Annotated in this window: 20 protein-coding genes; 11 read left to right on the top strand and 9 right to left on the bottom strand. The window is 64.6% G+C overall.

The features are described 5' to 3' along the window. Positions 1-126 precede the first annotated feature (126 nt). A complete protein-coding gene (locus ACQR1B_RS06285; RefSeq protein ID WP_434837151.1) occupies positions 127-1,029 on the top strand; it encodes a helix-turn-helix domain-containing protein in 903 nt (300 codons plus the stop codon). Here the strand turns inward: ACQR1B_RS06285 and ACQR1B_RS06290 are convergent. Genes ACQR1B_RS06290 through ACQR1B_RS06305 form a run of 4 tightly spaced genes read right to left on the bottom strand, consistent with a single transcriptional unit; the run spans position 1,013 to position 4,672 of the window. Next, a complete protein-coding gene (locus ACQR1B_RS06290) occupies positions 1,013-1,843 on the bottom strand; it encodes a sugar phosphate isomerase/epimerase family protein (protein ID WP_434837152.1) in 831 nt (276 codons plus the stop codon). The genes ACQR1B_RS06285 and ACQR1B_RS06290 overlap by 17 nt on opposite strands. Continuing rightward, a complete protein-coding gene (locus tag ACQR1B_RS06295; RefSeq protein ID WP_434837153.1) occupies positions 1,840-2,733 on the bottom strand; it encodes an NAD-dependent epimerase/dehydratase family protein in 894 nt (297 codons plus the stop codon). Before ACQR1B_RS06295 ends, ACQR1B_RS06290 begins: the two co-directional genes overlap by 4 nt. Positions 2,734-2,753: 20 nt before the next feature. Continuing rightward, positions 2,754-3,602, bottom strand: coding sequence for an IclR family transcriptional regulator (locus ACQR1B_RS06300; RefSeq protein WP_434837154.1), 849 nt, complete (start codon positions 3,600-3,602; stop codon positions 2,754-2,756). 14 nt (positions 3,603-3,616) lie between these two features. Continuing rightward, positions 3,617-4,672 (bottom strand): Gfo/Idh/MocA family protein, encoded by a 1,056-nt coding sequence (locus ACQR1B_RS06305; protein ID WP_434837155.1) that lies wholly within the window; start codon positions 4,670-4,672, stop codon positions 3,617-3,619. Positions 4,673-4,863: 191 nt separating this feature from the next. Between ACQR1B_RS06305 and ACQR1B_RS06310 the strand changes: the two genes are divergently transcribed. From ACQR1B_RS06310 to ACQR1B_RS06350, 9 genes are all read left to right on the top strand, one after another. Beyond that, positions 4,864-6,126 carry an ABC transporter substrate-binding protein gene (locus ACQR1B_RS06310; protein ID WP_434837156.1) on the top strand — a complete coding sequence of 421 codons (1,263 nt, stop codon included), beginning with the start codon at positions 4,864-4,866 and terminating at the stop codon, positions 6,124-6,126. A gap of 76 nt (positions 6,127-6,202) precedes the next feature. Beyond that, positions 6,203-7,072, top strand: coding sequence for a branched-chain amino acid ABC transporter permease (locus tag ACQR1B_RS06315; protein WP_434837157.1), 870 nt, complete (start codon positions 6,203-6,205; stop codon positions 7,070-7,072). Then, positions 7,069-9,600 (top strand): branched-chain amino acid ABC transporter ATP-binding protein/permease, encoded by a 2,532-nt coding sequence (locus ACQR1B_RS06320; RefSeq protein WP_434837158.1) that lies wholly within the window; start codon positions 7,069-7,071, stop codon positions 9,598-9,600. The genes ACQR1B_RS06315 and ACQR1B_RS06320 overlap by 4 nt, the downstream gene beginning before the upstream one ends. A gap of 14 nt (positions 9,601-9,614) precedes the next feature. Next, the gene (locus ACQR1B_RS06325; protein ID WP_434837159.1) at positions 9,615-10,424 is read left to right on the top strand and encodes a shikimate dehydrogenase family protein; all 810 of its coding nucleotides are present in this window, start codon (positions 9,615-9,617) and stop codon (positions 10,422-10,424) included. Positions 10,425-10,429: 5 nt separating this feature from the next. After that, positions 10,430-12,154 (top strand): FAD-dependent oxidoreductase, encoded by a 1,725-nt coding sequence (locus tag ACQR1B_RS06330; RefSeq protein WP_434837160.1) that lies wholly within the window; start codon positions 10,430-10,432, stop codon positions 12,152-12,154. Positions 12,155-12,161: 7 nt separating this feature from the next. Further along, positions 12,162-13,889 carry an FAD-dependent oxidoreductase gene (locus ACQR1B_RS06335; RefSeq protein ID WP_434837161.1) on the top strand — a complete coding sequence of 576 codons (1,728 nt, stop codon included), beginning with the start codon at positions 12,162-12,164 and terminating at the stop codon, positions 13,887-13,889. A 17-nt stretch (positions 13,890-13,906) separates the two neighbouring features. Next, the gene (locus ACQR1B_RS06340; RefSeq protein WP_434837162.1) at positions 13,907-14,521 is read left to right on the top strand and encodes an NIPSNAP family protein; all 615 of its coding nucleotides are present in this window, start codon (positions 13,907-13,909) and stop codon (positions 14,519-14,521) included. 72 nt (positions 14,522-14,593) lie between these two features. Continuing rightward, positions 14,594-15,364 carry a sugar phosphate isomerase/epimerase family protein gene (locus tag ACQR1B_RS06345; protein WP_434837180.1) on the top strand — a complete coding sequence of 257 codons (771 nt, stop codon included), beginning with the start codon at positions 14,594-14,596 and terminating at the stop codon, positions 15,362-15,364. Further along, a complete protein-coding gene (locus ACQR1B_RS06350) occupies positions 15,361-16,068 on the top strand; it encodes an SDR family oxidoreductase (protein WP_434837163.1) in 708 nt (235 codons plus the stop codon). The genes ACQR1B_RS06345 and ACQR1B_RS06350 overlap by 4 nt, the downstream gene beginning before the upstream one ends. Before the next feature lie 630 nt (positions 16,069-16,698). Here ACQR1B_RS06350 and ACQR1B_RS06355 read toward each other — a convergent pair. Further along, on the bottom strand, positions 16,699-18,210 hold the full coding sequence (locus tag ACQR1B_RS06355) for a porin (protein ID WP_434837164.1): 1,512 nt from the start codon (positions 18,208-18,210) through the stop codon (positions 16,699-16,701). Between the two features lie 331 nt (positions 18,211-18,541). Between ACQR1B_RS06355 and ACQR1B_RS06360 the strand changes: the two genes are divergently transcribed. Continuing rightward, entirely contained in the window at positions 18,542-18,835 is a 294-nt protein-coding gene (locus ACQR1B_RS06360) for a hypothetical protein (RefSeq protein ID WP_434837165.1), read from the top strand. A 63-nt stretch (positions 18,836-18,898) separates the two neighbouring features. Here ACQR1B_RS06360 and ACQR1B_RS06365 read toward each other — a convergent pair whose 3' ends face one another. From ACQR1B_RS06365 to ACQR1B_RS06380, 4 genes are all read right to left on the bottom strand, one after another. Beyond that, a complete protein-coding gene (locus ACQR1B_RS06365) occupies positions 18,899-19,726 on the bottom strand; it encodes a Crp/Fnr family transcriptional regulator (protein ID WP_434837166.1) in 828 nt (275 codons plus the stop codon). A 401-nt stretch (positions 19,727-20,127) separates the two neighbouring features. Next, positions 20,128-21,627 carry a class II 3-deoxy-7-phosphoheptulonate synthase gene (locus ACQR1B_RS06370; RefSeq protein ID WP_434837167.1) on the bottom strand — a complete coding sequence of 500 codons (1,500 nt, stop codon included), beginning with the start codon at positions 21,625-21,627 and terminating at the stop codon, positions 20,128-20,130. Positions 21,628-21,696: 69 nt separating this feature from the next. Continuing rightward, positions 21,697-22,893, bottom strand: coding sequence for an FAD-dependent monooxygenase (locus ACQR1B_RS06375; RefSeq protein WP_434837168.1), 1,197 nt, complete (start codon positions 22,891-22,893; stop codon positions 21,697-21,699). A 148-nt stretch (positions 22,894-23,041) separates the two neighbouring features. Further along, positions 23,042-25,900, bottom strand: a complete 2,859-nt coding sequence (locus ACQR1B_RS06380) for a phosphoenolpyruvate carboxylase (protein ID WP_434837169.1) — start codon at positions 25,898-25,900, stop codon at positions 23,042-23,044. Between the last annotated feature and the right edge of the window lie 287 nt (positions 25,901-26,187).

Below are 26,187 nucleotides of genomic sequence, written 5' to 3' on the forward strand. Positions count from 1 at the left end.
CGTGTGCTCGGGATAGGCGCAGCGGATTGCGCCGCCAATGGACGAAACTCCTTTTGCATTGTACTTTCCGCAAGTGCGGTGCGGCGCGCAGCCTTCGCGACGGCGCCGCCGGGGGGAACCATCGACATGATCCCGCACTATTTTCTCTACGAAGAGGCCGCGCCGAAGGTCGAGCCGTCGTTCCTGCACATCGAGCCGATCCCCGTGCGCAGCGGCCGTCACGATTGGACGATCCGGACGCACAGCCATCCCGACCACCATCAGCTCCTGGCCATCAGCAAGGGCGGCGGCGAGATCGAGATCGAGGGGCAGACCTGGGAGCTGTCGCCGCCGGCGCTGGTGATCGTTCCGGCGCTCACGATCCACGCCATCCGCTTCGAGCCCGGCACCGACGGCTACGTCATCACCGTCGCACCGCCTTTCCTCCAGGCGGCACTGGATGGAGATCCCGAACTGGTCGACGGCTTCGCCGCGCCGCGCCGCTTTCTGCCGCAGCAGATCGGCGAGGACATCGACCTGATCGGATTGTTCGCCGCGCTCGCGCACGAATTCGTCTGGTCGGCGCCGGGCCGGCGCAGCGCCATCAAGGCCTATCTGCAACTGCTGGCGGTCGCTGTCCGGAGGCTGCGGGCGCAGGAACAGGCCCGCCCCGTCGCCCTCGCGCGCGACATCGAGACGGTGATGCGCTTTCGCGAACTGGTCGAAAAACATTACCGCCAGCACCCGCCGCTCGATTTCTATGCCCGCAGGCTCGGCGTAACGACGGCGCGCCTCAACGCCTGCTGCCGCCTCGCGACCGGCAAGTCGTCGCTGGCACTGATCAATGACCGCCTCATCACCGAGGCCAAGCGCAACCTGCTCTATTCGGACATGACCGTGAACGAGATCGGCGCCGCGCTCGGCTATGAGGATCCCGCCTACTTCAACCGGTTCTTCGCGCGCAATGCCGGCCTGCCGCCCGGGCGCTTTCGCGACAGCCTGATCCCCGAGGAGACGCGCGCCAACGGATCGGTCAGGCGCCGCGCGTGAACGCCAGCCCCTGCCCCTGCAGAAGAGTGGCACCCGCGTCGAGATCCTCCAGAGGCCGGTCCGACAGGATTTCGAGGACGATCTTGCCCGCGTAACGGCGCTGCCGAAGCAACGTGGCGATGGCGGCAAAATCGATCTCCCCGGTGCCGATCGGATCGTGCCGCCAATGCCCTTTCGGGCTATCGGACAGATGGATGATGCCGAGGCGCCGCCACAGCGCCTCCAGCCCCGCGACCGGATCCTCGCCGATCGCAACAGCGTTGGCGACGTCGTAGATCACCGGCATGTCGGCGTAACCTTCGGCGTCGAGGAAGCGCACGATATCGGCGGCGCTGGCGAGAAGTCCCTGAGGATGATTTTCCAGGACGATCGGGATGCCCGCGCGCTGCGCCTTGTCATGGATGCGGGCGAAGGCGTCGTGAAAGCTGACCATCAGGCGATCGTTGGCCCTGGCCAGCAGCGCATGGCGGCGTCCGGAGCCGACGCAGATCCAGCGGGCGCCGAGTTCGGCCGCGCGGTCGATGGCGGCCGAATAGGCCTCCACCGCAAAATCGACCACGTGTGGCGCAGGACTGGCGAGATTGACGTCGCTGCTGGCGAGATCGAGCGCGAGCAGCGAGAGGCCGTAACGGTCGAGCACCGCGCGGATTCGCCGCGTTCGCGCCGCATCCGCTCGCCAGGGATCGAAATGCGGCGGCGTCGCCATCAATTGCACGGCGCGATAGCCGGCGGCGGCAAGCCGCTCGATCGCTTCGTCGGCGGCGCAGTCCCAGACAAAGCCGAACGTGTGGGCGCCGAGCGCCGGCAGAATCATGACGCGGCCCGGTATTGCTCGACGGTGCGGCGAATCCCCTCGCGCAGCGAAGTCGCCGGCAGATCGGGAAAGACGCGGCGCAAATCGCCCTCGCCGATGTCCTCTGCAAAAGGCAGCACCGGCCCTTCGATGCCGATCTTCGCATCGGGCACGGCGGCGCGCACCGCCGCGACGACATCGTCGTTCGAGACCACCTCGCCCGGCAGGTTGAACACCAGCGCGCCGTCGGGCTCGCGGCGGAGCGCCGCCTCATAGGCCGCGACCACGTCGTCGACATGGACGAGGCCCGCGGTGCCGACATAGGGAATCGCGTAGCGCTCACCGCGGGCCGCCGCGCGGCAGGCGAGCGAGGGCCCCGCCGTCAGCCCGGTCTCGCGGCCAAAGCCGTAGACGATGTAGGGCCGGAAGCCGACGCTGGCGATGCCGTGGTCCGCCCAATAGGCGCGCGCGCTACCCTCGCAGGCGAGCTTGAACGTGCCGTAATGGGTGATCGGACGCGGCGTGACGTCGTCGTCGGGACCGTAGACCCCGGCGCTGCTGCTGAACACGATGCGCCGAATCCCCAATATGCGCGCCGCCTCGAACACGTTCAGCGTTCCGACCAGGTTGATCATCGCGCCGCGGACCGGATCGTCCTTGCAGGCCGGCGTCAGGATGCCGGCGAGATGGACGATCGCATCGCAGCCCTCGGCCGCCGCGCGCACAGCCCGCGAGTCGGCAATATCGCCGTGGCACCATTCGATGGCCGCCGCGGCCGGCCCGACGATCCCGTCGAACTGCGCGCTGCGCGCGACCGGCTCGAACACGACGAGACGATGGTCATCAGCCGCAAGACGCCGCGCCAGCCATGCGCCGATGAAGCCGCCACCGCCCGTGATCAACATCCGCATCGTCGTCATGCTCGGCCCACTCAGGACGCATTGGTGTTGAAAAAGCTGCCGTGCAGTCCCGCGCCGCGGAGTCCCGGCGATGCGAGCGTCGCCATCGACAGCTCCTGCGCCGTCTGCAGCAGAGCCGGCGCCAGCGCGAGCATCCGCTCTTCGGTGAGACGGATATGAGGGCCGGCGATCACGACGGCACCGGTCACCTCCTTGGTCTTCGGATGGCGGACCGGCGCGGCGGTCGCGCTCATCCAGGGCGTATAGGTCTGCACGCAGATGCTGACCCCGCGCTTGCGGGTCTGGCGCAGATATTTTTGCAGCGCAGGCCAGTTCTCCGGCGCGCGCGGCCCATAGTCCTTGCGCAGGCCGTAGCCCTGCCGCTCGACTAGCGCGCGCGCCTCCTCGTCCGGCAGGCATGACAACCAGGCAAGTCCGCTCGCCGAGCAGGACAGCCGGCCGACCTGGCCCATGTCGGGATCGTAGCGTAGCCCGGCGGGCGAGCCTTGCGCCTTGGCAACCCAGACCAGTTCGCGGCCGTCGATCATCGCGAGACGCACCAGTTCACCGCTCTCGCGGGCGAGGCGATCGAGCAGCGGCTGCGCAAAGTCGGTGATGCCGCTGCCGGCGAGAAAGGTGAAGGCGAGCGAAGCGATCTTGGCCGTGAGCTGGTAGGCGCCCTGCTCGCGCTCCTGCTTGACGTAGCCGTGCTCGATCAGGCTGGTGAGCACGCGATGCGTCGCGCTGCGCGGGATGTGCAAGGCATCGGCGATCTCGAACAGCGGCATGCCGTGGGCATTGGTGGCCAGCAGTTCGAGCACGCCGAGAGTGCGCTCCAGAAGGCCGCTCGGCGCTTCCGCGGGATCCGAATTCTTCGACATCAGGGCATCCTGATTCACAGTTGCATCTCCTGATCAGGCCGCACGATCTGGCCGGATTCGGCGGCCTTGTGAACCGCCATCGTGGCGCGCAGGGTGAGCGCGCCGTCGCGCGCGGAAATCAGCGGCGGTTCCTCACCGCGAACCACCCGTACCAAATGGTCGAGCTGGGCGCGATAGGGATCGCCACGCCCGATCTCGATGCCGTCGCGCGTGATCGGCGCAAACCAGCTCTTGCCGGACTTGTAATGCCAATGGTCGAGCGTCGGCAGCGTGAGCGAACCTTCGGTGCCGCTCAGGAAATGGGTCTGCACCGGGACCGGCTGCGGCGGATAGTTCATACTCTCGCCGCTGGCGAGATCCCAGCTCCACGGCGAGACCGCGGTGTCGCTGAGGTTCAGCGTCACCAGCGCGCCATTGACGAGGCGGAGCAGCACGGCCGCCGAGTCCTCGACAGCAAAGCCGCGCACCGCGTTGGATGCGATGGCTTGAACGGAGGCGATCTCGCCGCAGACGTGGCGGATCAGGTCGATCTCGTGGATCAGATTGATGAGGACCGGCCCGCCGCCGGCCTCGCGCCGCCACGCCATCTCGAAATATTCGGCGGGCTTGTAGAAAGTGTAGAGCACGGTGGCGTTGGTCAGGCGACCGAGCGCGCCCTCCGCCACCATCGCCCGCGCCCGCCGGATGATCGGATTGTGCCGCCGATGATGCCCGACCAGCACGGGCACGCCCGAGCGCTCCGACGCCGCCGCGATCGCCGCGGCATCGGCAAGCGTACTCGCGATCGGCTTCTCGACCAGCGGCACGATGCCGCGCTCGATGCATGCGATGGCGAGCTCGCGATGCGTCGCATTCGGCGTGGCAATGATCGCCGCCTCCGGCTTCACCTCACGCAACAGGTCGAGCGGGTCGGCGTAGCAGCGCACGCCAAGGCCGTCGGCGTAAGCCCTTCCTCCGGCTGAGGGTTCGGCGATCGCCGCGAGCACGCAACTGTCCGCCCCAAGCATCGTCTCGACATGGGCACGCCCGATCGCGCCAGCGCCGATCACGGCCACCGTGGCCTTGGTCATTCCACACCCCTCTTCGACTTGGCATCGCTTGGATCGCTTCTAGCATGCGTCCATCCCGATTGGAATTGGATTCCAGTTCTGGCTTTTTTGATATTGGAATCCAATTCCAGCCATGGTAGGGCTCGCCCCGCAAGAGCCGCATGTGCGGCCCGCCGGTAACGACCGGCTCGATCAACGAGGGGAGGATCGACATGACGGAACCAACGAAGACCCGCACCGCCACGAGTTTGCGCATCGGCCGGCGCGGACTTCTCCTGGGCGCGACATCGCTCGCGGCCTCGCGCCTCGGCATGCCCTATATCGGCAACGCTGCCGCCACCGAACCGATCAAGATCGGCATGATCTGGGCCAAGACCGGCTCGATCGTCGACCAGGCGGAATATCTCGCCCAGGGCGGCATGCTCGCGCTCGAGCAGCGCAACAACATGCTGCTGGGGCGGCCTGCCGAGATCGTCTGGCTGGACGAGCCCAATCCGCAAGGCGCGCAGCAGAGCGCGGAGCGGCTCGTCGGCGAACAGAAGGTCGTCGGCATGGTGGGCGGCGCGCTGTCGTCCTTTGCACTCGCAATTTCGTCGGTCGCCAAGAAGGCCAAGATTCCCTACATCGCGGCCAACGCCGCCACCGGCGACCTCACCGGGAAGTCCTGCAACAAGTACACCTTCCGCCTGCAGCCGCCAGTCGACGTGCACGCCCGCGTCCTTGCGCCCTATTGCGCCTCGATCGGCAAGAAGTGGTACCTCCTGACGGCGTCCTACGCCTTCGGCCAGGACATCAAGCGCGCCTTCACCGACTATATCACCGCCAACGGCGGCGCCGTGGTCGGCGCCGACGAAGTCCCGGTCGGAACGCCGGACTATTCGTCCTTCATCCTGAAGATCCGCGCCGCCAAACCCGACGTCGTGATCGGCGGCATCGCCGCCAGCGATCTCACCACCTTCCTCAAGCAGTGGAACGAACTCGGCATGAAGGGCAAGATTCCCTTCGCCGAGATCTCGGTCGGCAACACCGATCTGTGGGGCGTCGGCCCGGAAGCCGCCGACGGGCTCTACACCATCACCTGGTGGTACAAGAATCCCAACAATTCGCCCGAGGAGCAGGCGATGGCGGCGGCCTACGAAAAGAAGCACGGCCGCCCCGCCGCCGACAAGGCCTGGATGGGCTGGCTCGGCATGAAGAGCCTGCTCGATTCCATCGAAATGGCGAAGTCGACCGAGCCCGGCGCGATCGTCCAGGCGCTCGAGAACTGGACCTATCGCCGCGGCGACATGGACGTCGGCTATCGCAGCTTCGACCACCAGATGACGAGCCGCCTGCTGGTGGCCGGCATCCGCCCGAAGATCACCGACAAGTGGGACTATTTCGACGTCAAGGCCGAACTACCGAAGACGCCGGACGACCTCGCAAAGGCCTTCGGCGCGCAGGCCGACAGCGCCTGCAAGATGGACACGCTCTGACGTCGCTCACGGGTCGTGCGCGATGCGGAGGCCCGCGGCCGCCACATCGCGCCGTCCGCCAACAACGGATGACGCCATGCTCGATATGATCCTGTCTCAGGCCGTCAACGGCCTGGTGCTGGGCTTTCTGTACGTGCTGATCGCGATCGGTCTCTCGATCATCTTCGGAATGCTCGGTATCGTCAATTTCGCCCACGGCGCTTTCTTTGCGGTCGGCGCCTATCTCGCTTATGCGCTCGGCAAGGAATTCGGCTGGTGGGCCGCGCTTGCCGCCCCCCTGCTGACAGGCGCGATCGGCGCGGTCGTCGAGATGGTCCTGATCCGGCATCTCTACGGCAAGGAGCCGCTGCTCGGCCTGATTCTGACCTTTGCGCTGGCTCTGCTGGCCGAGGCGGTGCTGCGGCTGATCTTCGGAGGAGCTCCGGTGCCTTTCGCCGCGCCGAAATTCCTCTCGGGCTTCGTCGAATACGGCCCGATCCTGATCACCAGGTACCGGATGTTCGTGCTGGCCACGACGGCGCTGGTGCTGGTGCTGTTCTGGGCCTTCCTCGCGTACACGCCCTACGGCCGGATCATCCGCGCCGGATCGCGCGATCCGGAGATGGTCGGACTGCTCGGCATCAACCTGCCGATCGTCTTCACCGGCGTGTTCAGCATCGGCTGCCTACTCGCCGGTCTCGGCGGATTGCTGGCAGCGCCGCTGTGGACCATCACGCCGTCGATGGCCGCCGGCGCCATCATGCCGGCCTTCGTGATCGTGACCATCGGCGGGCTCGGCTCCTTCCTCGGCGCCGTCGTGGCCGGCCTCCTGGTCGGCATCACCACCGCGATGACCATCCAGTTCCAACCGGAATGGTCGGGCGCGGCCATGTACATCCTGATGGCCGCCATTCTCCTCGTCCGCCCGCGCGGACTGTTTGGCGAACGCTGGGAGAGGTTCGAGTGACACATCTGGCTACACTACGTCATCCCGCGGTCGTAACCGCGCTCGTCCTCGCCGCGCTGACCGCGGTGTGGTCGCTGCTCGGAGCGCCGATCTCGCTGATCACGCAGATCGCGATCTACGCGCTCTACGGCGCCGGCGTGAATCTGCTTGTCGGCTACACGGGCCTCGTGCCCTTTGGCGCCTCGGTGTTCTTCGGCTGCGCGAGCTATGCGGCCGCCTTCTTCATCCTCGGCCGCTACGGCAACGATCTCGTGGCGCTGCTGTTCGCAACGGTGTTCTCGGCCCTGCTCGCGCTCGCGATCGGCGCCATCATCCTGCGCCGCAAGGGATTGTATTTCTCCCTGCTCACGCTGGCCTTCTCCCAGATCGCCTTCGAGATCGCCTTCAAATGGACCGCGGTGACCGGCGGCGAAAACGGCTTGCAGGGCGTTCACCGCACGACATTCACCAGCGCCTGGTCGTTTCACGTCTTCGTCGTTCTGGTCACCGTCGTCTGCATCTGGCTGTTGTGGCGGATCGCGCATTCGCCGTTCGGCCGCGTGCTGCAGGCGATCCGGGACAACGAGCAGCGCGCGAGCAGTCTCGGCTACGACGTCCACCGCTTCCGGCACGGCGCGCTGATCCTCACCGGCGCCTTCGTCGGCCTAGGCGGCGCGCTGCTTACCTTCATGCTGGAAGGCGTCTACGCCAACAATCTAAGCTGGCAGCATGCCGGCGATTCGCTGCTGATGACCGTGCTCGGCGGCGTCCATCACGTGCTCGGACCATTGTGGGGCGCGATCGCCTTCATCATGCTCGAGGACCGGCTGTCGGCGGTGACGGAAAACTGGTGGCTGATCTTCGCGCCGATCCTGATGCTGTTCGCGCTGACCTCTCCGGAAGGGATGCAGGGGCTCTGGCAGCGGGTGCTCGGCCGGCAGCGCTGGACGCTGGTGCGTCCCGACATCCCGCCGCGGCCCGCCGTCATCGCGCCGTTCGCAAGCAGCGCCGCCGGCCTCGGCCAAGGCAAACTGCTGTTGCAGACCATCGGACTGAGCAAGAACTTCGGCAGCCTGGTGACCGCCAGGAGCATCGACCTCGATGTCCGCTGCGGCGTGCTTCACAGCATCATCGGACCGAACGGAGCCGGCAAGACCACGTTCTTCAACATGCTGTCCGGCGCGCTGAAGCCGAGCGGCGGGCGCATCGTCTTCGACGGCACCGACGTGACACGGGTTGCGATGCATGTCCGCGCCCGGCTCGGCATCGGACGCTCGTTCCAGATCCTGTCGATCTTCCCCAACCTGACCGTGTTCGAGAACGTCCGCGTGGCGGTGCAGGCCCAGCGCAACGGATCGGGCCGGTTGATCGCCGACGCCTACGCCATGCACGCGATCAATGCGCGGACCTGGTCGATCCTGGATGCCGTCGGCCTCGCCGACGTCGCGGCCGACCAGTGCGTCAATCTTCCGCACGGCGCGAAGCGGTTGCTGGAGATCGGGATTACGCTGGCGATCGATTCCAAATTGCTGCTGCTCGACGAACCACTGGCGGGACTCGCCGAAGCCGACCGTGTCGTCGTTGCCGAACTCATCAGGACGCTCGCGCAGACCCACGGCGTGCTGCTGATCGAGCACGACATCGACCGCGTCCTGGCGATTTCCGATCGCATCTCGGTGCTGCACCAGGGGCGCATGATCGCCGACGGCAAGCCGGCGGAGGTCGCGGCCAATCCCGACGTGGTCGCAGCCTATCTCGGCGCCGCCAAGGACGGCGCGCAAGCCCCGCCTCCGGCAATCGAGCGCATCGCCCATGCCCGCGCCGCGGTGCTGCTCGAGGCTGCCGGCGTCTCGGCCGGCTATGGCGGCAGCACGGTGCTCGAAGCCGTCGATCTCACCGTGCACGCCGGCGAGGCGGTAGCGCTGCTCGGTCGCAACGGTGTCGGCAAGACGACCTTGTTGCGCAGCCTCAGCGGGACGCTGACCATCAGCAACGGCGACATCACGTTCCAAGGCCGTTCGCTCGCACGCCTCAAACCCCACGAGATCAACCGGCTCGGCATCTCGCTCGTCCCGGAGGGGCGCAGGCTGTTCCCCAATCTGACGGTCACCGAAAATCTCCAGCTCGCGGCGCGGCCCGGCGGCATCGGGCTGGACGGGGCATTCGACCTGTTCCCGCGGCTTCGCGAACGGCGAGCGGCGAAGGCGGAAAGCCTGTCGGGCGGCGAACGGCAGATGGTGGCGATCGCACGGGCGCTGATGGTGCCGAGCAAGCTCATCCTGCTCGACGAGCCGTTCGAAGGCCTGGCGCCTGCCGTCGTCAAGGAAGTGATGGACGCGCTCATCAAGCTGCGTGGCAAGGTGGCGATGGTGATCGTCGAGCACCACGCAGAACTGGTGCTGCCGATCGTCGATCGCGCCTATGTCCTGGTGAACGGCCAGATCGCCTTCACCGGCGACGCCGAGATCCTCGAACGAGACCACGAATTGCAGGCCCGCCTGCTCGGCGTCGTCCAGGCCGATGCAGCAGAAGCCCGCGGAGCGGCCTAGCAAAGAGAAGAACAATGATCAGCCTGAACCTGACCGGCGCAACCCGCCTCAACATCATCGTCGGCGATCCGATCGCGCAGGTGAAATCGCCCGGCGGTGTCACCCAAGCCTTCATCGATCGCGGCCAGGACGCCATCCTGGTCCCGGTCCAGATCGACGGCTCCCATCTCCAGGCGTTCCTGACGGCCGCAACGGAGGTGCGCAATCTCGACGGCATCATCGTCACCGTCCCGCACAAATTCGCCTGCTACGCGTTTTGCGCCAGCGCAACGGAACGATCGCGCCTGCTCGGCTCGGTCAACATCATGCGCCGGCGGACGGAAGGCGGCTGGCACGGCGACATCGTCGACGGCCTCGGCTTCGTCGGCGCGGTGCGTGCCAATGGCGGCGATCCCGCTGGCAAGCGCGCGTTGCAAATCGGCGCGGGCGGGGCCGGTTCGGCCATCGCCATGGCGCTGGTCGAGGCCGGCGTCAGGTCGCTTGCGATCCACGACACGGACGTGGCCCGCCGGGACCAACTGATTGCCAAACTGAAGTCGCTCGGGACCGCCGAGATTCATGCGGGCACGGCGGACCCCGCCGGTTTCGATCTGGTCGCCAATGCGACGCCGCTCGGCATGAAGGCGGGCGATCCGCTGCCCGTCGACGTGGCGCGGCTCGAGCCCGGAACGTTCGTCGGTTGCGTCATCACCAGCCCCGCCGTCTCGCCGCTCATCGAGGCGGCACGGCGCCGCGGGTGTCCGACCTCGACCGGCACCGACATGTACGATGCGCTGCAGAGCTCGATGCTCGATTTCCTGCTCGCGCGCGACGGATCGAGGTAACGGTCATGTTCAGAACCATCGACGCGATTCCGGAAGGCGCCCGCTACGACATCATCGTGGTCGGCTCGGGCGCGGCCGGCATGGCGGCTGCGCTGTTTGCTGCAATCGAAGGCCGCAAGGTCCTCGTCATCGAACGCACCGACTATGTCGGCGGCACATCGGCGCTGTCGGCGGCGACCACCTGGATGCCGAACTCTCATCATTCCAAGAGCGTCAATCCCGACGACAGCCGGGAGAAGGTCCGCCAATTCCTCGACGGCGTCGTCGGCAATCACTCACCGGCGGCGATGCGCGAGGCCTTCCTCGACAGCGCGCCCGAGGCGGTCGCGGCGCTGGAGGCCAACAGCGAGGTCAAATTCCGCCCCTACGCGACACATCCCGACTACGAGCAGCAGTTCGAAGGCGCGACCATGCGCGGCCGGGCGCTGGAGCCGGTGCCGTTCGACGGCCGCGCGCTCGGTGCCGATCTCGACAAGATTCGCCCGCCGATTCCCGAGTTTACCATCCTCGGCGGGATGATGGTCGATCGCACCGACATCGGCCACCTCCTTGCCCTCAGGACATCGCGACGCTCGTTTGCGCACGCACTCAAGATCCTCGCCCACTACGCCGGCGACCGGATGAAGCGGCGGCGCGGATCGCGGCTCGTCATGGGCAACGCGCTGATCGGACGCTTCCTCGCGTCGCTCAACGCGCGCGGCGTCGATATCCTGCTGCGCACGGAAGTCTTGGATCTCACCACCGAGAACGGCGCCGTTACCGGCGCGATGCTCAGGTCGGGCACAAGCACGCGGCACGTCGCCGCGGCGCTGGGTGTCGTGCTCGCCGCCGGCGGTTTCAATCGACATCCCGATCGCCGCGGCGAATTGCTGCCGAAGGGCGAGACCCATAGCCCCTCGGCTCCGGGCCACACCGGCGCAATGCAGGACATCGCCGTCAGGCTCGGCGCGCGGTTCGGCGAAGATAATGTCGACAACGCGTTCTGGGCTCCGGTCTCCATCCGGCGGCGCGCCGACGGCAGCACCGCGAGCTTTCCGCACTTCGTCATGGACCGAAGCAAGCCCGGCACGGTCTGCGTCGATCAGACCGGGCGGCGCTTCGTCAACGAGTCCGTTTCCTACCATCTGTTCGGACGCGCGATGTTCGAGCACAACAAACAGGTGCCCTGCATCCCCTGCTTCATCATCACCGACGCAGTGGGCCTGAAGACATACGGCCTCGGCATGGCCCGCATGGGCACGAAAAACCTCGCGCCCTATCTCGCCGACGGCTATCTGACCGAAGGCGCGACCGTCACGGAGCTCGCAAGCAAGATCGGCGTGCCGGCGGCCGGTCTCGAAGCCACCATCGCCGCGATGAACGGCTATGCCGCCAGCGGCGTCGACACCGAATTCGGCCGCGGCACCACGCCCTATCATCGCGTCAACGGTGACCCGTCGGTTGGCCCCAATCCGACGCTCGGACCGATCTCCACGTCGCCCTATTATGCCGTGCGGCTCTATCCCGGAGACATCGGCGCGGCGACCGGCCTCATCGTCAACGAATGGTCGCAGGTGCTGCGTGCCGACGACAGCCCGATCGCGGGTCTCTATGCCTGCGGCAACGAGGCCAATTCGATCATGGGCGGGACCTATCCGGGGCCGGGCATCACGATCGGCCCGGCGATCACGTTCGGCTACCGCGCGATCCGTCACGCGCTCGGCAAAACACAGGCACGCCGTGCGGCGTGAGGCTCCCATGGCAGAGAACGACATTACCGACTGCGACCTGCTCGTGATCGGCTCGGGCGCGGGAGGCTTGTCGGCAGCGGTCACGGCCGCCGCTCTCGGGCTCGACGTCGTCCTGATCGAGAAAGAGGCGCAGCTCGGCGGCACCACGGCGTGGTCCGGCGGCTGGATGTGGATCCCGCGCAACCCGCTGGCGCAGGCGGCCGGCATCGTCGAGATACCCGAGCAACCCAGGCTCTATCTGCGAAACGAGCTCGCCGACGGCTACGACCAGGCCCGCATCGACATGTTTCTCGATCAAGGGCCGCGCATGATCGCGTTCTTCCAGCGCGAGACCCGCCTCGCCTTCATCGACGGCAACCAGGTTCCGGATTTCCACGGCAAGAGTCCGGGCGCCGTCACCGGCGGGCGTTCGGTGTGCGCGGCGCCGTTCGACGGCCGCGAACTCGGCCCGCGCATTCGCGATCTCAAGCCGCCGCTGGGGGAGGTTTCTCCGTTCGGCATGGGCATCGCGTCCGGCGCCGATCTCCGGCACTTCCTCAATGTCCGCTCTTCTCTCGCCTCGCTGCTGCATGTCACGCGACGGCTCGCGCGGCACGTCCTCGACCTGCTGCGCTTCGGTCGCGGCATGCATCTCGTCAACGGCAACGCGCTGGTCGCGCGCCTCCTGAAGTCGGCCGACGATCTCGGCGTCAGGATCATGCCGTCGACATCGGCGCAATCGTTGTTGACGGAAGGATCGCGCGTGGTCGGCGCCCGTGTCCGCCGGAGCGGCGCGCCGGTCGAGATCCGCGCCCGCCGCGGCGTCGTGCTCGCCTGCGGCGGCTTTCCACACGATGTCGCCCGAAAGGCCGCCATGTTTCCTCATGCGCCGACCGGGCGTGAACACTGGTCCGCAGCTCCCGAGAGCAACACCGGCGACGGCATCCGACTCGGAGAGACCGCGGGTGGCCGGATGCGAGCCGATCTGTCCGACAACGGTGCCTGGGCGCCGGTGTCGTTGGTGCCGCATCGCGACGGATCGATCGGCCGCTTTCCGCATCTGATCGAGCGCGCCAAACCGGGGCTGATCATGGTGCGCAGCAATGGCCAGCGCTTCGCCAACGAAGCCGACTCCTATCACGACGTCATGAAGGCGCTGTTCGCCGCAACACAGGCGGGCGAGCCGGCCGAAGCCTGGGCGATCTGCGGCGCGCCATTTCTGAAACGCTATGGCCTCGGCCGCGTGCGTCCACCCCCGTTCCCGACCGCGCCATGGCTGCGCAACGGCTATCTGAAACGAGGCGCGAGCATCGAAGAGCTGGCACGGTCCTGCCAGATTTCCGCGGCGGGACTGCAAGCAACGATCGAACACTACAACCGCTTCGCCGCGCGCGGCGAGGACCCGGCCTTCGGCCGCGGCGACACGCCCTACAATCGGGTACAGGGCGAAGCATCGCACCGCCCCAATCCCTGCGTCGCCCCGATCGAGACCGGTCCGTTCTACGCGGTCAAGATCGTGGCCGGCAGTCTCGGCACGTTCGCGGGCCTCGACACCGACGCGCATGCGCGGGTGCTCGACGGCGACAACAACCCCATCGACGGCCTCTACGCCGTTGGAAACGACATGGCGAGCATCATGGCCGGCCGCTATCCGTCCGGCGGCATCACGCTCGGCCCCGCCATGACCTTCGGCTACATCGCCGCGCACCATGCCGGCGGAATTCCGCTCGAGAACAACAGGTCTGCAGCCGCATGACCCCCGGGAGAAATGACATGATGTACGAGATCGCAACCCTGACGGTGAGGCTCGGCACCGCCGCCAAGGCCGTGGCCGGAATCGGCGAGTACACGACAGGATCCGACGCCAAGGGCACGCTGCTCGGCTGCTGGGCGAGCGAGATCGGCGAGCTCAATCAGCTCCTGGTGCTGCGCGCCTTCGCAGATCACGATGCCTGGCGCAGTGAGCGCGAGCGCGCGCTGCGCACCAGCAATCCGTTCAATGCGGGCGAAGCCATCACCCAGATGAACTTCGACACCTACGCGCCGTTTCCTTTCCTGCCGCCGGTCGTGCCGGGCAAGTATGGCAACGTTTACGAGATCCGCACTTATCGCCTCAAGCATGGCGGCGTTCCTCCGACCATCGCGGCGTGGGAAGCGGCAATGCCCGAGCGTGGCAAGCTGTCGCCGCTCTCGATCGCCATGTACGCGCTCGACGGCCCGCCGCGTTTCACCCATATCTGGCCGTTCGCCAGCCTCGACGCCCGCGCGGCGGTGCGCGCCGATTCCGTCGCCAAGGGCGTCTGGCCGCCGAAGGGCGGGCCGGATTGGTTGACCGGCGACATGCACTCGACGATCGCGGTGCCGACCGTGATCTCTCCGCTGGCGTGAGGCGAGACCATCGTCATGCACATCTACTCGCTCGCCTACCTCACGTCGGCGCCGATGGCGCCTCCAGATGCGGTGACCTTGGCCCACAAGCTCGGTTATCAGGCGATCGGCGTTCGTATCGCGCCGGCGGCGCCCGGCGGGGACTTTTCACCGCTCGCAACCGACCCTGCCATGTTGCGGGAGACGCTCCGCCGCATCGAGGACAGCGGCGTGCCAGTGTTCGACGTCGAAATCGCGCGGCTGAAGGCCGATTTCAAACCCGAGCACTTTGCCGCCTTCCTCGAAACCGCGGGTCGACTGAAGGCGCGCGCCATTCTGGTGGCCGGCGATGATCCCGATGAAGCGCGCCTGACGGATTCGTTCGCAAGCTTCTGCCGTGCGGCCGCACCTTACGGCCTCACCGCGGATCTCGAATTCATGCCATGGACCGCGGTGAAGAACGCAACCGCTGCGCTCCGCATCGTCACCAACGCCGGCGAGCCCAACGGCCGCGTGCTGGTCGACGCGCTGCACGCAGCGCGCTCGGCCACGACCCTCGACGACATCGCGAGCCTGCCCCGGCATCTCCTCAGCTACGCCCAGCTCTGCGATGCGCCGGCCGGCATTCCCAAGACCGATGAAGAACTGATCCACACCGCGCGATGCGCGCGGCTTCTTCCGGGAGACGGCGGTACCGATCTCCGCGGCCTCGTGCGTGCATTGCCAAACGATCTGCCGCTCAGCCTGGAGATCCCGAATGACGAATGGCTCCCCAAGCTCGGCGCTGAAGAATGGAGCCGGCGGGCACTTGCGGCAGCTCGCCGGATTGTCGCCGAGGTCGCAGAAGGAAGGACGACGACATGACCACCCCCGATTTCTCCGGACGCATCGCAGTCATTTCGGGTGGCTGCGGGGGCATCGGCCAGGCCGTCCGCGCGCGGCTGGTCTCGGCCGGTGCAACCGTGATCGTCTGGGACCTCGCTGACGGCGCCGACGAGCGCATCGATCTCACCAGCGAAACCGCCATCGACGCGGCGATGGCCCGTCTCCTCGATCGGTTCGGCCGTATCGACGTGCTCGTCAATGCTGCGGGCATCACTGGCCCGACGGTCAACATCGAGCAATACAGCCTTGCCGAGTGGAAGCGCGTCATCGACGTCAATCTGACCAGCACGTTCCTCTGCTGCAAGGCAGCCATCGCGCCGATGCGACGGCAGAACGCGGGACGCATCGTCAACCTGGCCTCGATCGCGGGCAAAGAGGGCAATGCGGGCATGACCGGCTATTCCGCGGCCAAGGCCGGCGTGATCGCGTTGACGAAATCTCTCGGCAAGGAACTGGCGGCGAGCGACATCCGGATCAATGCGATCGCGCCCGCGGTGATCGCCACCGATCTCGTCAAGCAGATGTCCGACGACGCCTATCGCGCCGTGCTGGCCAAGATTCCGCTCGGCCGCGCCGGCCGCCCCGACGAGGTCGCCGCCATGGTCGTGTGGCTCGCGTCCGACGAATGCTCGTTCTCGACCGGCGCCGTCTTCGATCTATCCGGGGGCAGAGCGACGTATTGAAGCAGGCGGACCGCCGAACCGTCGATGGCACCTGGAGCCATCGCTCGTCAGCGACGCACTGTGCCGGGCGCGGCGACGTCTAACGCGTCCTCGTTGACGGCCGGAGCTGTGCCGCGGATAGGGTTGTGGTAGATGCTCTCGCGCACGTCGAGATACGCAGATCGATCTTGGGACCGTCGAACATCTTCAGCGGGTCCGGCAGCAGCACGCGACGCAAATTGCCGATGATTGAAGCAACATCCTGTAACGCGTGAGCGCCGCTCGATTCGGATTCGCATCCGCGGCAACCCCTCCGCTTGCCGTCAACTCGGTCGTCGACTCGCATCGAAATACTGGCATCTCTGACAGATCAGCCGCCCGGATCCGTCTGGCTTCAATCGCGTCTAGAGGGGACCCACGGCGGTGTGCGTCTCGCGTCACCATAAGGCCGCCGCACGCGTCAGTCGAACAAAACGTCACGCCCTGCGCTAGCTTCAATCGAAACCTTTGTGCTGCAAGGGCGGATACAGACGTCCATGCAAGACGCTCTCGGTCGCAACATGGCCTCCGGTGGGCATACCGAAGGCCTTCTTGGAGGTTCACCCTCGTGTGCAGGGCCGCTTCCGTCCTCCAGTCTGATGAGGATCAGGATCACCAGTTGCGCTGGGCGCGCAGCATGAGTGCAAACGTGTTCTGGTCCTTCAACTCGTACACGGCGCCCGGCTTGGCAATCCCCGACTGCGCCGGCAGCACCACCGTACTTCCCCCCGCATATTTTTGATCGAGCATCAAATACGCGAGTTCGGCCGAAAACGTGAGGTTCTTAACGGGAGTCCAGGCCGTCTTCGTACCCACGATCGCGTAGTTGAAGTCGGGATTACAGCCGGCAGCGCCACTCGAGAGTGCCAGACCTGCGACAAAGGCACCGCAAATATACCCTTTGGCCTGGGCGTTGTAGCGCGCCGCAGCCCACGCGCCGAAGATGCTGGTATTCCAATTCGGATTCCAGTTATGAGTGTAGCCGCCCTGCACGCCATAGGTTGTCGTCAGCTGCTGGCCGGAGCCCGACACGAACACCGAGTCCGAGATGCCGGCCAGGCCGACGCTCTGGTACACACCTGCAAGGCCCGATCCGCCGTACATCGCGAAGGTGGTTCCGGACATGTAGTCCTGAAAATTGTAGCGGCTTGCGCCGTTCGTATAAACGCCGGTCAGGTTGATCGTGTCACCTGCGCCGGTGGGAATGTTCTTGATCGACAGCGCCACCTGCCCCGCCCAACCCCACTTGTCGTCGGGATGTCCCGTCGTCTCCGATGCGCCGAAATAGGCAGCATGATTGTCGTGAGCGGCAAGCGACGCCTGGAAGAGACCCCATGCCTGGTCGATACGAACCATCGCAACGAGGTCCGGAGCACGTGAACCGCCGATGTCGTTCCCGCCATACGCCCCGGTCGCGAGACTCGCCGCCGTCGCGGCGCTGACGTTCCAAACGTTGGTGGTGCTGCGAACGACCTGATCTTCGACTGAGAGGGCGGCGGTGATGCCTTGGCCGAAGTCGAACGTATAGGCGAACTGGTTCACCGGGTCCCAGCTGGAGGAGCCTGGCAATTCCATGATATTCGCCGGATATTGGGCCCAAGGGGACGTGAATTGGGACTGCGCCTTGCCGATCGTGAAGCCGGCGAACTGGATGAAGGCGTAGTAGACCCCCAAGAATCCACCGGCGACCTGGGAGCTGGTCGACGTCGTATAAGTGGTTCCGCCATTGCCGGCGCCGCTGTAGGTGCCCGTGGTCCAAGTGAAGGTGGCCTCGAAAAAGGTGCGGACCGTGCCGTACTCGGTGGCCGTGCGGGTGTCGATGGTGAGGTCCTCGCGCGAACGTGAATTGTAGTAGTCGCTCAGGCGGTTGCGAGCGCCGCCCACGCCGCTTTCGGCGGGAGAAAAATGGTAGCTGGTGCCCAAAGATGCTTCAGCCCGCAGATAGCCTCCCAATTTGATGCAGGTGTCCGTACCCGGAATGTAGTAGAATCCAGCACCATACGGAGAGCAGACCCTCACATACTCGATCGCTTTGGCCTTGATCGGTAGATCGGCAGCCTGCGCTGCGCTTGCAGCGATCAAGCCCGCCGCCGAACCGAGCAAGACATTCCTCAGCTTCGTCATGAAATTCTCCAAGTTCTTTCGTATCGAGACTGATCGCTCAATTGTCGCCCCAGAGATCGACCACCCTCGTCCCCGCCCCAATTCTTTTCGACTGCAGGGCCGTTCTCAAACGCCCACCCGAGACAGAGCCAGAAGGCGTCGCGGTGCGGACCATTCCGCCGCTCGCAAGGTGACCTTGGCAGATCGCGTTGATCGTCGGCGTAAAGACTTGGTACGCAATGAACCGACGCGCGCCCACGCCCCACAGGCGTGTCCAGACGGCGTCACAACGGTGCGATTCGTACGGTCTTCACGTCGGGACGTATGCGTCGCATGACCGAGCGATTTCTCGGTGATTGACGTGGACCATCTCTTGACTACGCAGCGGCGTGCGCCGACGCGCACCGCCCCGCCGCGGGTCGTCCATGCCGATCGCCTGCCCGTGACCAACGCGCGCGCCGGCCTTCGGTTGCCGAGTTCACAGCAAGCACGTTCTGTCGTAGCGAATGATACTTTAGAAGCGCTTGAAGGCTTGAATCAGACAGTGGCGATGAGCCTGACCGACCTGCGCGGCATGAGCGTCAGCATCGCTCCGCAGCTGCAAATCCCGCAAATGACGCCTGTCGTCCGCGACGGTATCGACTGACACAACGATCCCGGCTCTCGCCGCTCGGATCTCTGTTCAGCCCGCCTGCATGCGACCGCTGATCTAATAAGGTGGAATGAACATCGGCCGAACCGGCGACGCGTAGGCGCTCGCAATCAGCTTGTAACAACCACATGCCTTCTTCTCGAGCCGCTGTCGCTCCGGGAGCTGCAGCACCCCGCGTGATTTACGAATCAAACCCTGCTGTTCAAAACGCAGAAGCGTCTCCGTCACGCCCGGGCGACGCAGACCCAATACGGACGAGATATAATCATGCGTGACCGGCAGCACGTCGGCATCGAGGGCGTCACCGGCCAAACACAGCCAGCACGCGAGACGCTCCTCGCGATTGTGTCGAATGCCGCACAAGCCCGTTTGCGCGCAGTGCAAGTTGAGAGCTTGAACATAGCAAAGCAGACGGTCCCGGAGCCCCGGGTGTTCACCCACAATGCGCCACAAGTCCGCGACACCGATCCGATGGGCGGTCCCGGGCAGTAGGACAACTGATTGATGCGTGGCCAGATGCGCGCCGATCAAGAACGATGCACCGACCACACCGTGACGGCCTATGACTGCGGTCTCGAGAATGCTTCCCGCCGCGACGACTCTGAGCGAGACGAGACCGGTTTCCATGAAATAGACGTGATCGAACCTCTTCGCATCGTGTAGCACGGTATCCCGCTTCAGGACGACGGGCTCGAGCAACTTGCTTATCGCCAGCAGCTCTTCGGGACGACTACGCGCCAGGATCGTGTTTTTCGGAACACCCGTCGGATTGGATCGCAGCGGACTGAGGCGATGGAGCGTCCGACATGAATCGGATGACGGTTGGGACTTCACAACCGAGACGTCGCGACGCTCCCGCGAGACGTCCGGAATATGCTCGGTCATGCTATGATCCATAACTCAACCGCACCTGCAATCTTGGCGGCCGTGGCGGTCGGATCGCTCATCGCAGGTTCTCACCGACGGCTGGCTGCACAGCCGGCCCACCGTCACCAATCCCGGAGCAACCACCCTGAGTTCGTGCCTTCTGCATGAAGGTCACACCGATATTACACACACGAAGCATTTTAAGAGATCATCTCGCGGTTCGGCCGACTTCTGACATTAGCAATATCCGTACATTAGCAATATCCGTGCCGGATCGACTCCGGCGCGGCCACTCGCGTTAAGGCGCGTGGTGAGGTCGCGCACTTTTGCCGTCTCCTGTCAGCTCGATGGGCCGCCATAGTTCGATCCACGACCTTAATCGCATTTGCCCAACGCGACGGCGTCTCGCCGCATGAGCGCTATTGATGCGACACACGGTTGGTTCTGAATGGCCTCCGGTTCGTCGAAAACTGCTTGCCAGCCATACGCTGGGACCGCGACGTCTCGGCGATCAGAAACGCCAACTCGAGGGCTTGGCTGGCATTCAGCCGTGGGTCGACCGCCGTCTGGTAGCGCAGCGACAATGCTTCGTCCGTAATGGACTGGGCGCCGCCCATGCATTCGGTAACGTCCTCACCAGTCATCTCAAAATGCACACCGCCCGGATGGGTGCCCTCGGCGCGATGCACGTCGAAGAAGTCGGAGACCTCTGACAGAATCCGATCGAACGACCGCGTCTTGTACCCCGAGCGCGAGGTGACGGTGTTGCCATGCATCGGGTCGCAGACCCAGACGACGACCCGCCCGGCTTCGCGGACCCGACGCAGCAGTGGCGGCAACTTGCGCCTCACGTTGTCTGCCCCCATGCGGACGATCAGCGTGAGCCTACCTGGTTCGCCGTGGGGATCTAGGACGTCGATCAGCCGGATCAGGTCGTCCGGTTCAAGCGATGGACCGCATTTCAAGCCGAGCGGATTCTTCACACCACGCAAGAACTCGACATGAGCGCCATCGATCTCACGCGTGCGGTCACCGATCCAGAGGAGATGACCTGAAACATCGTACCAATCGCCCGTGTCGCCGTCGATCCTGGTCATTGCCTGCTCATAAGGCAACAGCAGCGCCTCGTGACTGGTGAAGATTTCGGTTTCGCGCAGCACAGATCCGGTCTGCCCAGCAGCGCCGCAGGCGCCCATGAACTCCAGAGCTTCGTCGAGTCGCCCGGCGAGAGTTTCGTAGCGTTCAGCGAGAGGAGACTGATCGACAAAGCCGAAATTCCACTGACGCAGATTGTGAAGGCTGGCATAGCTGCCCTGCGCGAATGCCCGTAGCAGGTTTAGGGTTGCCGTCGATTGATTGTAGGCCTGGATCATGCGTGTCGGATCTGGGGTGCGCGACGCCTCGTCAAAATCGGAGCCGTTGATGATGTCACCGCGATAAGAGGGCAACGACACGCCGCCGATGCTCTCCATCTCGGCGGACCGCGGCTTGGCGAACTGTCCGGCCACGCGACCGACCTTCACGACCGGCAGACCGCTGCCAAAAGTGAGGATGACCGCCATTTGCAGCAGCACACGGAGGGTATCCCTGATCTTGTCAGGATGGAACTCGGCAAAGCTTTCGGCACAATCCCCGCCTTGAAGAAGAAAGGCTTCTCCCTCGGCCACTCGGCCGAGTTCTGCCTTGAGTGAACGAGCCTCGCTCGCGAACACCAGCGGCGGATATTGGGAAAGGATCTGCTCCACCGCGGCCAATTTCCCCAAGTCAGCGTATTGCGGCATCTGCCGCCCCGGCTTGTCGCGCCAGGACCTTGGGGTCCAACCATTCGAGAGAGCAGAGCGCTCCGAGGCGATCAGGTCGCTCGCACGAACATATTGCAAATGATCGAAGACGGGGACCTTCATCCATACGGCGTTCATCTGCGGGCTCCTCATTGCTGGAATGTATTCCGTCGATCGACGGCTTCGTAAGCGAGCTTCGCAGCGAACTCACGCCGCTTCCACAGCCCGCGGGAACGCCGACCGCCCCGTTGGAACGGGAACCAGTAGTCTGAGACGCTCCTCGCCTTGCTGGAGAATGACGTCGGGTCCTCCTGCCCGGTCCGAGATGACGATCTCCGCTGTCGCAGGCCGCCTGATGCTCTCGTACCGCGCGAAAGCGCTGGCCGGGTCATGAAGCGAAGCAAGCTCCCTCGCCAGCACCTCGGCGTCGAGTATCGCCTGCCCCGCACCATTGGATCCAAGCGGCACCAACGGGTGAGCCGCATCACCGAGGAGCGTGACCCGACCGAAGCTCCAGCGCGGGAGTGGATCTCGATCCATCATGGGAAATTGCAGAATCGTGTGGGCGTCGCGAATCAGTTCGGGCACGTCGAGCCAGTCAAAGCGCCAATCCGCGAAAACGTCGACAAAGTCCGTCGCATGTCCGGCACGATTCCAGTCCCTCTTCTCACAAAAGCCTGCGGAGTCCGGGACCTCGACCTCCGCCACCCAGTTGATGAGCTGTGTACCATCGTCGTAGCTCCGAACCGGATAGATGACCATCTTGCCGACGGAGGGAAGGCCCACGCGCACCATGGTGGCGCCATCCAGAAATCGCGAACGGCGCGTAACCCCCCGCCACATGAAGACGCCGGAGTAACGTGGAGGACCTTCGTGGGGATAAAACTGCTGGCGGACTTTCGAATGAATCCCGTCACACGCGATGACGACAGCCGCGCGCTGCGGCTCTCGTTTCTGGCCGGTTCGGCGATCCTTGAAGTCCAAGACCACCTCGCCGTCGTCCTGCGACGAGATACCCGTGCACTCCCATCCGGTCCTTATGTGATCGGGGCCCAGTCGTCGGCCGACAGCGTCGAGCAGTGCGGTCTGCAGTTCCGCACGTCGAATTGAGAGTTGTGGATAGGCTTCTCCGGCGAAGCGTCCGACGGGCATCTGATCCAGCAAGTGGCCACAGCGATCGAAATACGCGCTCGCGCGGGTGGCAATTGCCCGTCTTGCCAGTTCCTCTTCAAGCCCCAGCCCGGCCAGGACGCGCATGGCGTAGGGCAATACGTTGATGCCGACACCGACCTCCTGAATCGTCGTCGTGGCTTCGTAGATCGTCGAGGCGATACCGACCTTGTCGAGAGCCAAAGCCAGGGTCAGGCCGCCAATTCCTCCGCCGACGATGATAACGTCACTCATGCTCGTCTCCCGCTTCTTGCAAGGCCGTATGGTCAACGAAACAACACCAAGTCCTTCTTCACGAGAGCGGCGAGTCTCCCCTCCCCGCAATGTGACGCGGTTATGAAGCCTCGTTACGCGCCGCTTGCCGAATGGGCCGCGGCTCGGATCACTGCATCGCGTACGTGGCCATCACACCGCCGCGTAGAGGTCTGCGGAAGTCGACCGCAGCCACATTGGATTCATCATCAGTGCTGTCACGCACCGGTTGCGGCGGACTCTCGCCCGGATCCATGGGCGAATAGAAAAACAGATCGGTGTTGGCGGAGAGGATGAAACCGGAATAGATGTCCTGGATCTCCGCCCTGCCGAAGCGGTCCCCTTCGTGCTTCGTGGCAACGAGAAGAGAAACGTAGCGGTCGATCTCACGCTCCTTCCATGCCACCTCCTGCGCCAACAGAGGCCAGCTTCGAAGCAACTGATCAGCGGTCAGTTCCTCGGGACGGCTGGGTTCGGCGCCATGCAGCGCCTTGTAGACCATGCGCTTGGCCTGGACGTATTCGAGGTGAATCGACGCCAGAAGCACGCGTGGATCCCTTCCGTCCGGTTGATCGAGGCCGCCTGCCAAGCAGACGACTTCAGCCAATTCCGGAACAGAGCCCGACAACGTCCGCCAGGCGAGTTCCATGCGCGTACGCGCGGCTGCGTAGGCAATATTCCTGACGTAGCCGCAGAAACTCGCATCTCTTCTGTAGAGATCACGCAGATGGCCGGCATCGAGCGCCGCCAGCAGGCTCGCACCGATCAGCTCATGATGTACGCCGCTCAGCAGGAACGCGCGCGTCCAGGGGATGGCCCGAATCGCATCCGGCCGCGACTCCAGATCTTGCACATCGAAGGCGCGAGACGGAGGACGGGTACTTTTCGTGTTTGCGCGAACGATGTCGAATCGCGCCATGTCGCGCAGCAGTGCGGGCAGCAGCGGATGCTCGAAGAACTTCTGCTTGTAGAGCCTGACCACCGCGGTCCACTCCACCTGAGACGGCTCTCCCGGCACATTGCAGCGAACCGCGCCTGAGACGCCTTGCGGTTTGCGCGTCGCATTCAACAGGAAAAGATCACGCAGAGACTGATGTGCCATCAACGGCGTCAAGAGATGGCTTCGCATCTCCAGGATGCCGGAGAGCATGTAGCGTACGGCGCGCCCGGCAAGGGCGTCGAACGCCTCGATGTTCTCCGCGACCGATCCGTTCGATCGCGCATGTTCGTATCCGATGACGATGCTTGGGACGAGCTCGATTCCGAAGCGGCGCGCGATCGCCCGGTGCTGCTTGGCTATTTGCATATTCGCGATATGCATTGCCTTGCCACCCTGCTTGCCGGTGTCGCTCGGCCCGAAGGTGATGAACTGCTTGTCGCCGCGGATTGCCAGATGCTCCCGATAGACCGGATTGCCGTAGAGCTGCTCGACCTGCTGGAGCATGGATTCCGCGCCAGCGAGGTCCTCGGGCTGCAGGGCGATGTCGACGCCGTTACGGTGGCCTGCCGCCGCCAGCAGGAACAGCAGCGCCAGCGGCTCATCGATGTTGCCGGCCTCCGCGATGCCGTGGATCGTGATGCGATCACGGTATCGCTCCAACATCCTGAGCGTGTTCAGCGTGGTGACGGCGTTCACGACTCGAATATGGGCGCGGTCGACGTTGTAGATGTCGATGTAGTCCCTGCCCTGATATTGAGCGCTTTTTTCATGGAAAATAGCGGCGTTCTTGTCACAGAATCGCAGCCAGGCTTCTTCGGGGAGACCCCGACGACCGCGATCGAGCAGACATGTCAGCAGCCTAACCCGGTCGGCCATCGTAAGACCGGCATACGACGCCGGAGCGTCGAGCCTGAGCACCTTCGCAATCAGGCTGCTTGGGACAATGCTGTCAACAACCTCGGTCAGCATCGCTGCATTCTGACGGAATTCGATCTTCAGATAGTGGAAGCCGAAGACGTTGATGCGCAACATCAGTGCACGAACGCGCTCGTCGGCATGGCCGTCGCCCGCCTCCAGCGCTGCCAACAATTGCCTCGGGGAGTCGAAGGCCTCCGCGTGATCAGGCTCGAGCCGGTCTGCGAGACGCTGAAAGAATTCCGGCGCGGAATGATCTCCGGCGATCTCGGCGAGATCGCGCTGGTAGTTGGCGCGAACGCCCCTCTCAAGAGCGACGATCAATCGTTCGGTATGCGCATCCGTGTCATGCGGACGCCCGTCGCGATCTCCGTAAAGCCAAGTATAGGCCTTCAGGCAATTCTCCAGACCCGAGGCATCGAGCCCCTTCATGGCGAGCAAGCCCGCCGCCTCGCTCAACGCTCGCGGCAAAGCCGCGTAGACGCTGTCTGCATAGAGCAACTGGGTGGCGATCAGGTCGACGTCCTCGTTGGACCAAACCGCATCCCACAGGGTGTCAAGCGCAACGGCGACGTCGTGCTGCGAAAACTCCTGCTCGAGCACCTGGACCAGGGCCCGCACCCCCTTGATGACGCGAGCTCGCAGAAACTCCGTTTCCTGACAATGCAGACCGAGCTCGAACTGCAGAGGTCCGCTCTCGTTGCCCGATGAACGGTCTTCGGCCCAGTCCAGAACCACCGCCTTGCAACGCTGCCGACTAAGGCAAGCTTGCAATGATGCATTGATGAGGAGCTGGCGCATCAAAGCGATACGCACTGCTCTCAAGTCCGTCGGAAGTGATGCCGGGTCGTGCGCTGCGCGCACTGTGCCGATGACGCGGCCAACTGTATCGATCGATGAGAACGTGCCGTAGGTTTCGTGGAGATCGATGTCGCTCACCACGACCGCATCGCCGTCCGACATCAACTCGCGCTTGATGATCGGAATGAACATGTTCCAAATACGGTCGAAGAGCTGCTGCGATGCTGCAATGCAAGACTGATCACCAAGCGAGCGCCTCGACGCCTCTATACCGTGCTCGATCTCGTGACCTGAAGGCGCAATAGGTGTTGTGTCGGCATCGCTCCAAGACATAGCCGTATTCCTTTCGTATTCACGAAGACGAGGCTATATTTCTAGCAAACAAGGCGAGCACTACGAGCACATCTACTGAAAGCGACCGCCATGAATAGACGTACTCCTTCACGTATTACTGTAAAACGCGGAGCTATTTCGGCGACGACATGTCGCTCATACAGCCCGCCTTCATCTTCTTCCTCTCACCTCTCAAATGAAACGTTACCAAATTTTTGCGCTGCGTCAATTATCTCCAGTGCTCAAATCGCGTTGGGGTTGCACGAATTGCAGGCGTTGCCGTGCGT

The organism is Bradyrhizobium oligotrophicum (assembly GCF_051168495.1).
In the GTDB taxonomy this organism is placed as follows: Bacteria; Pseudomonadota; Alphaproteobacteria; order Rhizobiales; family Xanthobacteraceae; genus Bradyrhizobium; species Bradyrhizobium oligotrophicum_A.

Excerpts from the sequence above, each read along its gene's own strand:
- ACQR1B_RS06285 (WP_434837151.1), top strand. The coding sequence starts at position 127 with ATGATCCCGCACTATTTTCTCTACGAAGAGGCCGCGCCGAAGGTCGAG.
- ACQR1B_RS06290 (WP_434837152.1), bottom strand. The coding sequence starts at position 1,843 with ATGATTCTGCCGGCGCTCGGCGCCCACACGTTCGGCTTTGTCTGGGAC.
- ACQR1B_RS06295 (WP_434837153.1), bottom strand. The coding sequence starts at position 2,733 with ATGCGGATGTTGATCACGGGCGGTGGCGGCTTCATCGGCGCATGGCTG.
- ACQR1B_RS06300 (WP_434837154.1), bottom strand. The coding sequence starts at position 3,602 with ATGTCGAAGAATTCGGATCCCGCGGAAGCGCCGAGCGGCCTTCTGGAG.
- ACQR1B_RS06305 (WP_434837155.1), bottom strand. The coding sequence starts at position 4,672 with ATGACCAAGGCCACGGTGGCCGTGATCGGCGCTGGCGCGATCGGGCGT.
- ACQR1B_RS06310 (WP_434837156.1), top strand. The coding sequence starts at position 4,864 with ATGACGGAACCAACGAAGACCCGCACCGCCACGAGTTTGCGCATCGGC.
- ACQR1B_RS06315 (WP_434837157.1), top strand. The coding sequence starts at position 6,203 with ATGCTCGATATGATCCTGTCTCAGGCCGTCAACGGCCTGGTGCTGGGC.
- ACQR1B_RS06325 (WP_434837159.1), top strand. The coding sequence starts at position 9,615 with ATGATCAGCCTGAACCTGACCGGCGCAACCCGCCTCAACATCATCGTC.
- ACQR1B_RS06330 (WP_434837160.1), top strand. The coding sequence starts at position 10,430 with ATGTTCAGAACCATCGACGCGATTCCGGAAGGCGCCCGCTACGACATC.
- ACQR1B_RS06335 (WP_434837161.1), top strand. The coding sequence starts at position 12,162 with ATGGCAGAGAACGACATTACCGACTGCGACCTGCTCGTGATCGGCTCG.
- ACQR1B_RS06340 (WP_434837162.1), top strand. The coding sequence starts at position 13,907 with ATGATGTACGAGATCGCAACCCTGACGGTGAGGCTCGGCACCGCCGCC.
- ACQR1B_RS06350 (WP_434837163.1), top strand. The coding sequence starts at position 15,361 with ATGACCACCCCCGATTTCTCCGGACGCATCGCAGTCATTTCGGGTGGC.
- ACQR1B_RS06355 (WP_434837164.1), bottom strand. The coding sequence starts at position 18,210 with ATGACGAAGCTGAGGAATGTCTTGCTCGGTTCGGCGGCGGGCTTGATC.
- ACQR1B_RS06365 (WP_434837166.1), bottom strand. The coding sequence starts at position 19,726 with ATGACCGAGCATATTCCGGACGTCTCGCGGGAGCGTCGCGACGTCTCG.
- ACQR1B_RS06370 (WP_434837167.1), bottom strand. The coding sequence starts at position 21,627 with ATGAACGCCGTATGGATGAAGGTCCCCGTCTTCGATCATTTGCAATAT.
- ACQR1B_RS06375 (WP_434837168.1), bottom strand. The coding sequence starts at position 22,893 with ATGAGTGACGTTATCATCGTCGGCGGAGGAATTGGCGGCCTGACCCTG.
- ACQR1B_RS06380 (WP_434837169.1), bottom strand. The coding sequence starts at position 25,900 with ATGTCTTGGAGCGATGCCGACACAACACCTATTGCGCCTTCAGGTCAC.